A 14,686-nucleotide genomic window follows, 5' to 3' on the forward strand; every position below is an offset into this window, starting at 1 on the left:
CCTGAACTACGGATTGGACTTCGTGTCGCCGTAGAGCTCGACCTCGGCGAGGTCGCCGAACCAGCTTGTCGCGTTGTAGATGCGCAGATACCGGTAGTGGTCCGCACCCGAAGCAGTCTGGTCGTTCCAGTTATTGGCGGTTGCTCCGCCGACTGCTTTGGTGACGCCGGTCCAGCTCTGGCCGTCATTCGATCCCTGGACGACGGTTCCGTTGGCCCGCTGCGGATGGCTGGCCCGCGGCAGGAACAGCACCTCCTCCGGCTTGACGCTCGCGTGCACGGTGGCCACCTTCGCCACGTCGATGAAGCGGTCCGGATCGCCTGCCACAAAGAGCTTGGACCCGTTCGCCGTAGATGTGGAACTCGGTCAGCTCGAACACGCCGCGGACGATCCCGTACAGCACGTCCGGCAGCTGTTTGATCATCTGGATCTTCAGGTACCGGAACTGCTTGCCCTGGAGATCCTTGGCGACGTCGAGGGTGTTGTAGTCCTGCGTGAACGCGGTGACGCCGGGGGTGAGACGAGTCCACGTGACCCCGTCCTCGGAGCCGAACACGGCCGAGTTCGCGATCCGGTCGGCGAAGATGTTGCTCTGGACACCGAACTTCGTGGCGGAGACTCTGAAGTCAGGCCCGAAGTCGAAGGTGTGGGACAGGTTGACGGCCTGCGGGTAGACGGTGCCGCTCTGCTCGTCGCCGTCGACCAGGTTGACAATGCGGTCGCCGGTGGTGGAAGAAGCGACCAGGCCCGCGTAGTCGAGGCTGCCGTCCAGCGCGAGCTTCGGCGACAGCGTGCGCAGTCCGTCCACCGCCGTGACGACGCCGGCCAGTGCGGTCAGATACTCCGCATCGGACCCGCTCTTGCGCAGGTGGTCGGCGGCAACGACAGCATCGCGGTACGCGGACTCGGTCGCGGATTCGTACCCGGTCTGGTGGCTGTATCCATTCTTGGCAACTGCCAACGCGCTCGTACGGTCACCGGCCGCCACGAGAGTGACCCGGCGGGCGGCCATATTCGTACCGTCGTCGGCGGCGATGGTGAGCGTCCATCGACCAGCGCCGGCCGGTTTCCAGGTAAGGACACCGGTGGCACGGTCGAGCGCGGCGCCCTTGGGGAGCCCGGTCGCGGTGTACGTCGTGCCCGCGGCGGCTTGCGCGCCGAGGTCGACGGTGGCGGCAGCACCGGCCCAGCCGACGACCCGGTCGGCCACGGTGGCGGGGAAGACCGGTCCGGTGAGCTCGGCAGCGGCGTTGATGTTGATGTGGTCGAGGTCGACGGTCGTGCCCTCGACCCCGATGAACAGGATGTCGTCCATCGGTCCGTCGGTGCTGACATAACGCCACTTGCCGCCGGTGTTCGGCACCAGCACGGGGTAGTCGCGTTTCAGCGTACGGCCGTTCCTGGCAGTGTGCAGGTGCAGTACGGCGGTACCACTGGTCCGGACGAGGAAGCCGAGCTTCGGCCGGTCGGTCGCGCCGTTGAGATACGCGATCTTCGAGCCGGCGGCCATCCGTACGTACCCGTCGCCGGTCGTGACGTCCCCGGCCAGTCGCGTATACCGATCCTCGACCTCATAGAGGTTGGAGTTGTTGCTCAGCGGCCGGGTCGTCTGCCCCGCCGCGGCCGCGGGCGCGAACAACCAGGAATCGCCACCACCGTCGCTCCCGTCCCACGAGTTGCCGACCACTCCCCCACGCGAGTACAGCGGGCCAGGGCGCTTGGCATAGGCCTCGGCGTAGTAGGGCGCCATCGTCTTGACGTCCTTTCCCAGCGCGTACTGGTAGTGGTAATAGATCTCCCAGAAGCTCGCGGTGACGTACCGGCCGCGGTAGCCGTCAGCGATGTGGTTGTACGTGTCCCGGATCGTGCCGTCCGGCGAAATCGCGTACGCCATCGGTGTCCACGGCGTGTCGTACCCGAGCATGAAGCGCCAGAAGTAGTCGGCGGCCGCGAGGATCCGGTTGTTCAGGAACTCGTACGGCCCGACCGCGTTCGGCGCGTGCGAGATCGTGCCGGCGCCGGGGTCGACCTTCGTACCTTGTGCGAGCAGCATCCGGGAGATGATCACGGCGTTGGTGAGATCGCCGCCGCCGTGGGCCTGATCGCGACCCATTTCGGCGTGCTGAACGTGCGGAGTCCTGATCGGCCTGCCGGTCTTGTCGTCGTGGTCGACCCAGCGGAACAGCCGCGCGATCGACCCGTTGAAGCCCTGGTCCTTCGCGGTCGCGTTCACCGTGAACCACTCGACCGACCGCTGGTACAGGGCGGTGTCGTCCATGAAGATCGCGCCCGCCATCGCGCCCATCAGCGGGTAGTTGTGCTGGTTCATGAAGTGGTTGTTGTCGTTCTGGAAGGTCTCGATGACCGGAACGACGAGATTGTGCGTGAACGCCTGCGTGTCCGCGTCGGTCCACGGGTACGCCTCGTCGGCGCACGAGCTGTAGCGCAGCAACTCCGCGGCGGACACCATCCGGTTGAGCGGGATGCCGGTATGGATGTGTGCGTCGGTGAAGTACTCGTACTTCGCCGGGTCCATTTGCGCCCAGATGCGGATGATGTCCAGCGCGTTCTTGCGGTACACCTCGGCACCGGTGAGGACGTAGAGGACCGCCTGCGTGTACGACTTCAGGCCGTCCGCGATGAAGCGGCCGTTGAACCCTTGGCTGTTGAACGCGTCGGAGGCGGGCTTGCCCGGGTCCGTACTGCTCCGGTTGGACGACGTCACGCCGGTACCGGCCGCTGACGACTGCTGCATCGCGCGAAACGACGAGGTCCAGGGTTCTTGGCCCGCGGCGATCTGCCGGCGGGCGTTGGTCAGGATCGGCTCGGTCAGGCCGACGCCGGGGTGTACGAACCCTTGCGCGCTGACGCTTGACCGGAAGGACACGGTGCATGGCCCGGGCTCCTGCGCGATGGCGGGCCGGGCCACGGCGAACAGAAGTCCGGTGACGAGAACGAGGACAACGGCGACTGCGCCGAGTGGCCGGAAACGGCCGGGCACGACAGCTGGACTTGGCTGCACAGCGGGCACCAACTTCCCTGCGGCGGAGGGGTGGACTGAGGCGGATGAGAACCGCGTGACGGCGTCGACGCTTCTCATAGTTAACGATTTCTACGCTAGGCATCCTCAAGACCTCACTGCAAGAACACGAGGCCTTGACGGCAACGATTCCTTCTCCTAGTTTTCATAGAAATCGTTAACTACGGCGGCCCGCCATCAGCCCCAGATCCCCTACTGCACCCGGGAGATTCACTCATGCCCAGAAACAGCCGTCCCGCCGTACTGGCCGGTCTCGCCCTGTGCCTGGCCGCCACCATGACCACCACCATGGCCGCCTGCAGCAGCGGCGCCGGCACCGGCACCAAGTCCGCTTCCGGCCCGGTCGAGGTCGAGTACTGGGGCTGGACGGATGTCCAACCGGTGGTCGACAAGTTCAATGCCACCCACACCGGCATCAAGGTCAAGTTCGTCAAGCAGGCGGACCTGCCGACGACCGCGACCGGGCTGCGCAATGCCGTCGCGGCGGGCAGCGCGATCCCCTGCCTGGCGCAGAACTTCGGGGATGTACCGGCCCTGCTGTCCGAGGGTCTGGTCACCGACGTGACCGACTACGTGAAACCCGCGGAGAGCAAGTTCAAGGCCACCGCGCTCGCCGGCGCGAAGGTCCAGGACAAGTACTTCGGCATCCCCACCGGCACCGGGCCGACGTTCATGATGATCAACCGCGCGGCGTACGACAAGTACGGTGTGCCCGTACCGAAGACCTGGGACGACGTGATCGCGGCCGGCAAGGCGCTCAAGCCACACGGCGTCCAGGTGATGAACCTGGCCGGTGAGGATCCCAGCACCCTGGTCAACTTGATCACCCAGGCCGGCGGCACCTGGTACTCGGTGCGGAACGACGCCTGGAAGGTCGACTTCCTGTCCCCCGAATCCGTTGCCGCTGCCAACATTCTGCAGCAGCTCGTGGACAACAACCTCGTCGCCAACCAGACGTATCAGGACCGGCCCGCGCTGATCGCGTACTTCGACCAGGCGAAGATGGTCTCGCTGCCGACCTCCACCTGGCAGCTGACCAACTACGAGCTGCACTTCAAGAAGACGATCGGCGACTGGGAGCCGGTCGATCTGCCGCAGTTCGCCGGTGCGACGAAGTTCGCGACCCCCGCGCACGGCAACGCGCTGTTGGTACCGAAGGGCTGCCCGCACCCGAAGGAAGCAACTGAGGTCGGTATCTGGATGAACACCACCAAGGACGCCGTCGACGCCACCTATGACAAGGCGACCGGGTCGTACGCCTGGCCGGGCGCGATGCCCGATCCGTCGCCGTGGATCGACTCCGCGGTACCGCGGAAGCTGTTCGGCAGCCACCGCACGGAGGCCGAAGGCGTGATCAAGAAGGCCTCCCAGTCCGGCGTGGACAACTGGCTGGTCGGCCCCAACTACACGGGGGTCTTCAAGGAACTGCAGGACCAGTGGGCTCAGGCCGTCACCAAGAAGATCACCTTCCGTCAACTCCTCGAGAACCTGCAGAAGTTCACCGTCGACGACCTCAAGGCCAAGGGCATCAACGTCGCGAGCTGAGACCGCGGATCGAGTGGGAGGAGTGCGGATGTCGCTGGAGCTGAAGCCGAAACCGCTGGTCACACCGACCGCCGGGCGGACCGGGGAAGACGGTGCCTCGAGCCCGCGCTGGCGGCGGGCCGTCGCGCTCAAAGGTGCGTCGTTCACGGTGCCGTTCTTCGCCGGTTTCGTGCTCTTCACCGTGGTCCCGGTGATCATGGCGCTGAGCAAGAGCCTCTACACCGCGAAGAGTTCCGGCCTCGGCTTCGGCGCCAAGACCGTCACCTTCAGCGGGTTCGGGAACTTCGACCGTGCCCTGCACGACGGGAAGTTCTGGGGCAGCGTGTGGCGGGTCGCGCTGTTCGCGATCGTGGTCATCCCACTGATCCAGGTCACCAGCCTGGGCCTGGCGTTGTTGCTCGACTCGGTCCGCCGACGGGCGGCCGGCAAACTCCGGATCGCGATGCTGGTGCCGTACATGAGCCCCGGCATCGTCGCCACCCTGATCTGGATCTATCTCTACAGTCCGGCCGTCGGCCCGCTCACGCCGTTCTTCAAGCTGTTCGGCATCGACGCGAACTTCTACGGCAGCGGGCTGATCTGGGTGTCGGTCGGCAACCTGATGGCGTGGGGCAGCATCGGCTTCAACATGCTGATCGTGTACGGCGCGCTGCAGGCCGTACCGCGGGACATCTTCGACAGCGCCCGGGTCGACGGCGCGTCCGAATGGCGCATCGCCTGGTCGATCAAGGTGCCGTACGTCCGGCGTTCGCTGGTCCTGGTCAGCGTGCTCGGCATCATCGGCACCCTGCAGATCTTCAGCGAGCCACTGCTGTTCCGCTCGATGACTCCGGAGACCGTCACCAAGGACTTCACCCCGATCATGACGATCTACAACCAGGCGTTCGCCGTCGGCGACTTCAACTACGCCGCGGCGCTGTCCATCGTGCTCGCGCTCGTGGTCGGCCTGATCTCGGCGATCTTCTACAAACTCACGAACAAGGCTCCGGCATGACGACACTGACAGCCACTCCCCGCAGGCGCCGGCGCGACGACGACCTGCCGGCCGGTCACCACCCGTCCAGGCTGTCGCGGATCCTGGTCTGGACCGGCCTGGTGCTCTTCCTGATCTACTCGATCGCCCCGGTCTGGTTCCTGATCGTCTCCGCGACCAAGGACCAGCGCGACCTGTACACCACCAACGGCCTGTGGTTCGCGGACTTCCATCTCCTCGACAACACCCGGGACCTGTTCACCTATCACGACGGCATCTTCCTGCGCTGGATGGCGAACACCCTCCTCTACGGCGTCGCCGGTACGGTCGGCATGACCGTCATCTGCGTCGCCTGCGGCTACGCCTTGGCCATGTACCGGTTCCGCGGCCGCGGCCTGCTGATGGGCTGCATCATCGCGTCGTTCCTGATCCCCGGCGCGCTGCTGACCATCCCGTCGTTCCTGCTGTACACCCGGTTGAACCTCGTCGACACGCCCTGGGCGATCATCGTGCCGCACTTCTTCAGCGCCTTCTCCGTGTACCTGGCCAAGGTGTACGCCGAAGGGGCTGTTCCGCCCGAACTGCTCGAAGCGGCCCGGGTCGACGGCGCCGGTGAGTACCGCGCGTTCTTCAGCATCGGCGCGCGGCTGATGACCACCGGCTCGGCGACCATCTTCCTGCTCGGATTCGTCGGCTCCTGGAACTCCTTCTTCGGTCCACTGGTGTTCCTGCGCGGCGAACAGAAGTGGACCATCATGCTCGGCCTGTACTCCTGGCTGAACATCAAGGTCGACCAGTCCGTCGACCTGACCGGCCTCGTCATCGTCGGCGCGATCGTCTCGCTCATCCCGATCGTCGTCCTGATGCTGTCGATGCAGCGGTACTGGCGCTCCGGCATCACGCTGGGCAGCCTGAAATAGCTCGTTCGATCCCATGAAACGGAGGAGCCCGTGGCTGACCGCCCCGCGGCACTTTTCGCCCTCGGCGCGCATCATCTGCCAGACCTGTACCCGCCACGATCGATGCACCGGTTGCAGCAACTGGTACGCATCGACCAGACCGTCGTGGCCGAGCAGTTCAGCACCGAGGACATCCTGGCCGCCCTGGCCTCGACCGAGCTCCTGATCACCGGTTGGGGCTGCCCGCGGATCACTCCGGCCGTGCTGGACGCGGCGCCGAGGCTGCGGGCGATCCTGCACACCGCGGGCTCGGTCAAGGCACTCCTCTCCCCAGCGTGCTGGGAACGCGGTCTGGCCATCACCTCAGCCGCCACGGCGAACGCCGTACCCGTCGCCGAGTACACGCTCGCGGCGATCCTCTTCGCCGGCAAGGACGTCTTCCGGCTGCGCGACCAGTACCACGCAACCAGGCACTTCACCCTGGCCGAGGTACAGCCGGGCGTGGGCAACTACGGCCGGACGATCGGGGTGATCGGCGCTTCGCGGATCGGCCGGCGCGTGATCGAACTGCTCCGCCCGTTCGAGCTGGACGTCTGCTTGTTCGACCCCTATGTCGACACCGCCACCGCCGCCGGGCTCGGCGCACGGCTGGTCGACCTGGACACGTTGTTGCGGACGTGCGATGTCGTCAGTGTGCATGCCCCTGCCAATCCGCGGACCGATCGGCTCATCGGAGCCGAGCAGCTCGCACTGATGCGGGACGGAGCAACCCTGATCAACACCGCGCGCGGCAGCCTGGTCGATACCCCCGCATTGATCGAACAGCTCGAAGCCGGCCGGCTGTACGCCGTCCTCGACGTGACCGAACCGGAGCCGCTGCCGGCCGATTCCGCGCTCTGGGAGCTGCCCAACACCTTCCTCACCCCCCACATCGCCGGCTCGCACGGCAATGAACTGGCCCGGCTGGGCGACTGTGTCATCGACGAGCTCGAACGCTTCCTCGACGGCCGCCCGTTCGCGCACGCGATCGTGGCTTCCGACCTGGACCGGGTCGCCTGACCTATCGTTGACCCGTTCCAGTCCTCTCCGAAGGGAGCCTCGGTGGCACGCCAACCGGCCTCCGGCGACCGTCCGACCGTCAAGGACGTCGCCGCTTCGTCGGGCGTGTCCGCCACCACGGTGTCCCGGGTGCTGGCCGGCAACTATCCCGTCTCGGCGGCGACTCGCGCCCGGGTGATGAAGGCGGTCCACGAGCTCGACTACGTCATCAACGCCCAGGCGCGGGCCCTGGTCGGCGGCGGCCCCAAGACCGTCGCTTTCATCGTGCACGACCTGGTCGGGCCCGCGTTCGCGTACGTGGGTCAAGGCGTCGAGCAGCAGGCCACCGCCGAGGGGCGGCTCTGCCTGGTCTGCACCAGCCATGGCGATCCCGGGCGCGAGCTGGAGCTGATCGAGCTGATGCGCGAACAACAGGCCGAGGCGGTGGTCCTGGTCGGTGGCGGCAGCAACGCCCCCGGCCACGTCGAGCGAATGACACAGATCGCCCGGGCGCTGGACAAGTCCGGGTCACGGCTGGTGCTGTGCGGGCGGCCGCCGCTGGGGCCGGACGTACCCGCGACAGTGGTCGAGTACGACAACGAGGGCGGCGCGTACGCGATCACCAGCTACCTGATCTCGCTCGGTCATCGTGACATCGCCTTCCTCGGTGCCGGCGAACCGGGCCACACCACCGTCGACGGACGGCTGCGCGGCTTCGAACGCGCCCACCAGGCACACCAGCTTCCGATCACACCGCGGCGAACCCGCGCGATCACGTTCGACCGCGAGTCGGGGTATCAGGCCACCCGTGACCTGCTCGCCCACGACCGGAAGTTCACCGCTGTCTTCGCCGCGACCGACGTGGTGGCCGGCGGCGTACTGGTCGCGCTGCGCGAAGCGGGTCTGCGCGTACCCGAGGACGTTTCCGTCGTCGGGTACGACGACATTCCACTGGCGAGGGATCTCACCCCCGAGCTGACCACGGTCCATGTCGACCACGAAGAACTCGGCCGGACCGCCGTACGCCACGCCCTCGACCGCGACCGGCACGCAATGAGCCAGCACACCGTCCTCGGCACCCACGTGATCATCCGCGGCTCCACCGGCCCGGCCGCCAGACCGTAGCCAGCTACTTGGGTGCCTTGTCGTACGCGGCTTGCTGGATTTCCAGGTAGCGCTTCAGGCCGAGGCTGTCGAGGCCTTTGACGTACGCGTCCCAGTCGGAGTCGAGGTTCTTCGAACCGGTGATGAACTGCAAGGCGTTCTGCTGCACGTAGTTCTCCAGGTTGGTCTGCAGTGTGGCGACCTCGTTGGCCAGCGTCGGGTCGATCCAGACCCGCCAGAACGGGTAGATCTGCGCTTTGTCCTCATGTCCGGCGTACAGCTTGGTTGCCTCGAACAACTTCCGCTCGTACCCCGCCTGCGAATAGATGTCGGTGCCGATCACCTCGGAGTTCCGGAACTTCGCGGTGTTGTTGTACTGCGCCAGCGCTTGCCACGCGGTGTTCCGCGGCTTCGAACCGGGCTTCTGCTGGATTTGCTTGAAGGTCGGCTTCATCGACTTGTCGAGTGCGACGTCGCCGGGGCCGGGCACGGTCCAGCCCTTGCCCTCCATCCCGAACTGGCCGTTGATCTGGCCGGCGTCGGTGAAGATGTAGTCGAGCAGCTTGATCGCCTGGATCTGCTGCTCCGGACTGGCCTTCGAGGTCAGCACGAAGGTGGCGCCAGGGACACTCGGGAAGGTGTACCCGGTGAAGTTGGCGCCGCCCGGACCGGTCAGTGGCGGTACGGCGTCGTACTGCTTGTCCCGCCCGTCCGCCGAACCGGTGTTGACGAACTGGCCCGGGTGCAGCACGGTCCCGGAACCGAGCACGACCGGGCCGGCGCGGTTGCCCAGCTGGGAGAACGCATCTCCGTTCTGGGTGAAGGCGCCCTTGTCGATCAGCCCCTCCTTGTACAGCGAGTTGATGTACCGCAGGCCCTCACGCCAGCCGTCCTTGTTGGCCTGGAGGTCGACCTTGCCGTTGTTCAGTACCAGCGTCGACGCGTTGTTGGTGCCCGCGCCCTGCGGGTCGTAGATGAAGGCGTTCATGAAGTACGGGATCAGGTTGTTGCCGACGGAGGCGCTGAGGGGGATCTCGTCGGCCTTGCCGTTGCCGTTCGGGTCCTGGGTCTTGAACGCCTCGAGCACTTTGCGCATGTCCTCGGTGGTCTTCGGCTGTTGCAGACCGAGCTTCTTCAGCCAGGCCGAGTTCATCCACAGCTTGCTCTGGTAGGAGCAGTGGAAGCAGTCCACCCACTGCGGCATACCGTAGATCTTGCCGTCCGGCGCGGTCGCCATCGCCTTCCACTCGGGCGTGGAGTCCATCGCCTTCTTGATGTTCGGCGCGTACTGGTCGATCAGCTGGTTCAGCGGTACGACGACGCCCTGGTTCGCCAGCTTGAGCAGGTCTGCCTGCGTGAACTGGTCGACCCACGGGATCAGCAGGTACAGATCCGGGTAGTCGCCGCTGGCCAGCGAGATCTGCCGCTTCTCCTTGGCCGGTCCGCCGTCGAAGGTCGTGGTCTGCCACTTGATGGTCAGATTGAACTTCTGCTGGACGAGCTTGGTGAAGTCGTTCGTGGCGAGGTTGATGTCGGCCGACTGGGGCGCGAACACGTTCAGGGTGACCGCGGGGTTGCCGGTGATCGTGGGCAGCGGTTTGCTGCTTGTGTCGCCGGAGCCGCCGCCGGAACAGGCCGCGAGGGCGAGGGCGAGGAGGCTGACACCGGCGACCGCCGCGCGCCTCCGCCTACTGAGCTTGACAGTCATGTTTTCCTCACAGACGTCGGAGGATCAGCCCTTCACGGCGCCGATCAGGATTCCCTTGGTGAAGTAGCGGGCGACGAACGGGTAGATCAGCAGCACCGGCACGCTCGCCACCACGATCAGCGAGTACTTGAGCAGGTCGGCGAGCTGCTGGCGCTGGATGACGACGGACGCGTCGACCGCGCCGCCGCCGGTCGTGTTCAGGATCAGGATGTTGCGCAGCACGAGCTGCAGCGGGAACAGATCCGGGTTCTTCAGGTAGATCAGCGCGTCGAAGTACGAGTTCCACTGCATGATCGCGTACATCAGCGCGACCACCGCGATCATTGGCTTGGCCAACGGGATGACCACCGACCAGAGGAATCGGAGGTCACCACAACCGTCCAGTTGCGCGGCTTCGACGAGCTCTTCCGGGATCGCGGTCCGGAAGTACGTCCGGGCGATGATGACCTGCCAGACGCCGATCGCCTGCGGGATGATCAGCGCCCACCGGGTGTCGAGCAGGCCGGCGGACTGGACCACCAGGTAGGTCGGGATCAGTCCGCCGGTGAAGAGCATGGTGAACAGGATCAGCGTCATCACGACGTTCCGGCCGACGAGCGTACGGCGCGACAACGGGTACGCGATCGCGACCGTCATCGTGACGCTGACGATGGTGCCGACGACGGTGTAGAAGAGCGAGTTGAGGTACCCCTGGATGATCTGTGGGTTTTCGAACACCGCGTGGTACCCACGAAGCGAGAACTCCACCGGCCAGAACAGCACCCGCCCCGACGACACCGCCTCGGGGCTGCTGAACGAACTCGCCAGGATGTACAGCAGCGGAAGCAGGACGACAAGGAGGAAGACGGCCAGCAACAGGTACACGCAGAGCAGGAAGATGCGGTCCGTCCGTGGCTCCCGGATCCGCCGTGCCCGCGCCGCCCGGCGCTCGAGCCGCTTGCCGTTTCGCGTACTGGTCTCGGTCAAGGCGGTCATGACCACAGTCCGTTCCCGGTGATCCGTTTGGCGATCAGGTTGACGATCAGCAGCAGGGCCAGATTGATCACCGAGTTGAACAGGCCCACCGCGGTCGCGCCGCTGAAGTCGGCGTTCAGCAGGCCGGTCTTGTAGACATAGGTCGCGATGATCTCGGACTCGCTCAGGTTGAGCGGGTTCTGCAGCAGGAACGCCTTCTCGAACCCGATCGCCATGATGTTGCCGACAGCAAGGACCAGGATGATCACCGCGGTCGGCATGATGCCCGGCAGGTCGACGTGCAGGATCCGGCGAATCCGGCTCGCCCCGTCGACCCGCGCCGCTTCGTGCAGCGCCGGATCGATGCCGGCCAGCGCCGCCAGGTAGATCACCGCCGAGTACCCGGTGGTCTGCCAGACGTCCGACCAGACGTAGATGTGCCGGAAGTAGTCCGGGTTGCCGAGGAAGTCGACCGCCGGTACGCCGAAGAACCCGAGGCCCTCGTTGACGATGCCGAGTCGCGGGGAGAGCACCAGAATCGTCATCGAGACGACCACGACGGTGGAGATGAAGTACGGCGCGTACGTCACCAGCTGCACGGTGCGCTTGAACAGGCCGTTGCGGACCTCGTTCAGCGCGAGCGCCAGGATGATCGCGATCGGGAAGCTCGCCGCCACGGTGTAGATCGAGAGCACGAAGGTGTTCTTCACCAGGGTCCAGAACACCGGGTTGTGGAAGAACAGGTCGAAGTTCTGCCAGCCGACCCACGGGCTTCCCCAGATGCCCTTGATCACGTTGTAGCTCTTGAACGCCAGCACCGCGTTCGACATCGGGATGTACTTGAAGACCACGAACCAGATCAGCGGCACGACCATCAGCAGGTACAGGGTCCAGTGCCGCCGCAGGCTGCGGCGCAGTCCTTCGATTCCAGGGCGTTCGCGGCGGCGGGTACGCCGTGGCGGCGTCGCACCGGCCGGCGGGCGGACCGTGGTCAGAGTTGCCATCAAGCCTCCTTCGTCGCGGCCGCGCTCAGCCGATGACCGATTCCCGCCGTCAGCCGGACGCGCACCCGGTCGGCGCCGTACCGGATCGTGCGTTCCTGGTCGTGATCGGCGGTCAGGACGGCCTCGATACCGTTCGGCGTCCAGGCGAGGTCGACGACGACACCGCCGCGTGCCCGCAGCCCGGTCACCCGCCCACTGCGCCAGTCGGCCGGCAACGCCGGGAGCAGCGCGATGTCATCGGTGTGGCTCTGCAGGAGCATCTCCGCGATACCGGCGGTGGCACCGAAGTTGCCGTCGATCTGGAACGGCGGGTGCGCGCAGAACAAATTCGGGTACACGCCCGCGCCACTTCCGGCGTACCCGACGGCCCGATCGTCGGCCGGCCGGAGGAACGCCCTGATCAGCCGATGTGCGCCGGTCGCGTCGTGAAGCCGTGCGCGCAAGCAGATCTTCCAGGCCAGCGACCAGCCCGTCGCCTCGTCACCGCGCAGGTCGAGCGTACGCCGCGCTGCCGCCGCCAGCTCCGGAGCACCTTCCGGCGTGATCGCGTCCCCGGGGTGTACGCCGACCAAATGCGACATGTGCCGGTGATGCGGGTCTTCTTCCGGCAGGTCCTCGGCCCACTCCTGCAGTTGGCCGCGTGTGCCGATCGACGGCTCCGGTATCCGCTTGCGTGCGGTCGCGAGCTCGGCGACGAGTGGATCAACGACGTCCAGCAAGGCGGCGGCCTGCTCCACGCGGTCGAACAGGTCCGAGATCAGCGCCAGGTCCATCGTCGACGACACCGTCACCGAGGCGGGACGTCCGTCCGCGGCGAGGTAGTCGTTCTCCGGTGAGGTCGACGGCGCCGTACCGAGACTGCCGTCGGGCAGCTCGACCAGCCAGTCGAGGCAGAACTCGGCCGCGCCGCGCAACGTACGCCACGCTTCGCCGAGGAAGGTGAGGTCGCGGGTGAAGTCGTAGTGATCCCACAGGTGCCGGGCGAGCCAGGCGCCGGCCATCGGCCAGTTCGACCAGCGCGGATCGCCCTCGACCGGGTTCGTCCAGCACCAGGCGTCGGCGTTGTGGTGCGCGGTCCAGCCACCGCATCCGTAGCGTTCGCGGGCGGTCCGGCGGCCTGCTTCAGCGAGGTGATCGATAAACCCGAGCAGTGGCTGATGGCACTCGGACAGGTTCGTCGTCTCGGCCGGCCAGTAGTTCATCTCGGTGTTGATGTTCACGGTGAAGTTCGAACTCCACGGCGGCCGCAGGATGTCGTTCCAGATGCCCTGCAGGTTCGTCGGCAAGCCACCCGGTCGCGAGCTCGCGATCATCAGGTAGCGGCCGTAGTTGTAGATCAGGGCCGCCAGTGCGGGGTCGTCGGCGCCGGCCGATTCGGCTACGCGTACGTCCGTGGGCTGCTGCGCTTCTTCAGGCAGCCCCACCAGTTCCAGCGACGAACGACGGAACAGCCGCCGGTGATCCGTCAGGTGATCGTCCAAGAGGTCCGCGAACTCCCGATCAAGGGCAGTCGTGACAGCATGATCCGCCTTGGCCAGGCATTCGGTGGCAGTACGGGTCGGGGTCGTCGATGGTCCGTCGTACCCGGTCGCGGTGGACAGCACCAGCACAATCTCGGTCGCGTCGTCCACGACCAGTTCAGCGTCAGTCGCGCGGACGGTGCCGTCGGTGCTCGTACGCAGCGCGATCGCCGCAGTCATCCCACGATCGGGGCCATCGGAGTACCGGATCGGCTCGGGCACGTCGCGATGCGGCGGCGCGACGTCCGCCGGCGCCTGGAGGAGCAGTCCAAGCCCGCCGTCGATCGCCTGCCCGCGCGACTGCAGTTGGGACGACAACCGGACGGTGAGAGCGAGCGCCGGCGCGGAGGCCGTCAGCCGCAGGACCAGCACATTGTCCGGCGCGCTGACGAACACCTCCTGCGCAATCCGCACGCCATCAAGCTCGTACTCCGTCGTCGCCACTGCCCTGTCAAGATCGAGCGCTCGCCGGTACGCCGCCACGTTCTTCGGCGCGGAACCGCCGACACGCGTCTCGAGCAGAAGATCGCCGAGTGGGAGGTACGCCTGCGAGTAACCGGAGTGGAAACCGCGGGCCAGTTCATGAGCGCGCCGGATGTCGCCGGCCCACAAGGCCTCCCGGACCACGTCTACGGCGTCCGCGCCGGTTGCCCCGAGCGGAGCCGACAACAGTCGCGCGGTCTCCGGACCACCCGACCACAGCGTTTCGTCGTTGAGTCCGATCCGATCGCTCCCGGTACCGCCGAAGCACATCGCGCCGATCCGGCCGTTGCCGAGTGGCAGCGCCGCCAGCCAGTTCGCGGCCGGCCGGTCGTACCACAGCCGCTGCCAGTCGAACCGGTCCGAGCTCCCCAGGTCGCTCATTGCGTAGACCTCCGTCACGAAAGACGAGGATTAATCC

The 14,686-nt window shown here is 66.4% G+C and carries 11 protein-coding genes; 5 read left to right on the forward strand and 6 right to left on the reverse strand.

Features of this window, described 5'->3' with window-relative positions; genetic code table 11:
- Positions 1-6: 6 nt before the first annotated feature.
- Both ABD260_RS07905 and ABD260_RS07910 read right to left on the reverse strand, forming a co-directional pair.
- Positions 7-279, reverse strand: a complete 273-nt coding sequence (locus ABD260_RS07905) for a hypothetical protein (protein ID WP_344232704.1) — start codon at positions 277-279, stop codon at positions 7-9.
- A complete protein-coding gene (locus ABD260_RS07910) occupies positions 185-3,022 on the reverse strand; it encodes a putative Ig domain-containing protein (protein WP_344232705.1) in 2,838 nt (945 codons plus the stop codon). The genes ABD260_RS07905 and ABD260_RS07910 overlap by 95 nt, the downstream gene beginning before the upstream one ends.
- A 234-nt stretch (positions 3,023-3,256) precedes the next feature.
- Here ABD260_RS07910 and ABD260_RS07915 point away from each other — a divergent pair, with 234 nt between their 5' ends.
- Genes ABD260_RS07915 through ABD260_RS07935 form a run of 5 tightly spaced genes read left to right on the forward strand, consistent with a single transcriptional unit; the run spans position 3,257 to position 8,620 of the window.
- Entirely contained in the window at positions 3,257-4,585 is a 1,329-nt protein-coding gene (locus tag ABD260_RS07915; RefSeq protein ID WP_344232706.1) for an ABC transporter substrate-binding protein, read from the forward strand.
- A 28-nt stretch (positions 4,586-4,613) separates the two neighbouring features.
- A complete protein-coding gene (locus ABD260_RS07920) occupies positions 4,614-5,579 on the forward strand; it encodes a carbohydrate ABC transporter permease (RefSeq protein WP_344232707.1) in 966 nt (321 codons plus the stop codon).
- Positions 5,576-6,478 carry a carbohydrate ABC transporter permease gene (locus ABD260_RS07925; RefSeq protein ID WP_344232708.1) on the forward strand — a complete coding sequence of 301 codons (903 nt, stop codon included), beginning with the start codon at positions 5,576-5,578 and terminating at the stop codon, positions 6,476-6,478. The genes ABD260_RS07920 and ABD260_RS07925 overlap by 4 nt, the downstream gene beginning before the upstream one ends.
- Before the next feature lie 30 nt (positions 6,479-6,508).
- On the forward strand, positions 6,509-7,516 hold the full coding sequence (locus ABD260_RS07930; protein ID WP_344232709.1) for a hydroxyacid dehydrogenase: 1,008 nt from the start codon (positions 6,509-6,511) through the stop codon (positions 7,514-7,516).
- A gap of 42 nt (positions 7,517-7,558) precedes the next feature.
- A complete protein-coding gene (locus ABD260_RS07935) occupies positions 7,559-8,620 on the forward strand; it encodes a LacI family DNA-binding transcriptional regulator (RefSeq protein WP_344232710.1) in 1,062 nt (353 codons plus the stop codon).
- 4 nt (positions 8,621-8,624) lie between these two features.
- On the opposite strand, the gene ABD260_RS07940 is transcribed toward ABD260_RS07935, so the two are convergent.
- From ABD260_RS07940 to ABD260_RS07955, 4 genes are read right to left on the reverse strand one after another with little or no spacing between them, the layout of a single operon-like run.
- Positions 8,625-10,307 carry a type 2 periplasmic-binding domain-containing protein gene (locus ABD260_RS07940; protein WP_344232711.1) on the reverse strand — a complete coding sequence of 561 codons (1,683 nt, stop codon included), beginning with the start codon at positions 10,305-10,307 and terminating at the stop codon, positions 8,625-8,627.
- A gap of 24 nt (positions 10,308-10,331) precedes the next feature.
- On the reverse strand, positions 10,332-11,282 hold the full coding sequence (locus ABD260_RS07945) for a carbohydrate ABC transporter permease (RefSeq protein WP_344232713.1): 951 nt from the start codon (positions 11,280-11,282) through the stop codon (positions 10,332-10,334).
- Positions 11,279-12,265, reverse strand: a complete 987-nt coding sequence (locus ABD260_RS07950) for an ABC transporter permease (RefSeq protein WP_344232714.1) — start codon at positions 12,263-12,265, stop codon at positions 11,279-11,281. The genes ABD260_RS07945 and ABD260_RS07950 overlap by 4 nt, the downstream gene beginning before the upstream one ends.
- Entirely contained in the window at positions 12,265-14,649 is a 2,385-nt protein-coding gene (locus tag ABD260_RS07955; RefSeq protein ID WP_344232715.1) for a glycosyl hydrolase family 95 catalytic domain-containing protein, read from the reverse strand. The genes ABD260_RS07950 and ABD260_RS07955 overlap by 1 nt, the downstream gene beginning before the upstream one ends.
- Positions 14,650-14,686 lie beyond the last annotated feature (37 nt).

Source organism: Kribbella hippodromi, assembly GCF_039531045.1.
GTDB lineage: Bacteria > Actinomycetota > Actinomycetes > Propionibacteriales > Kribbellaceae > Kribbella > Kribbella hippodromi.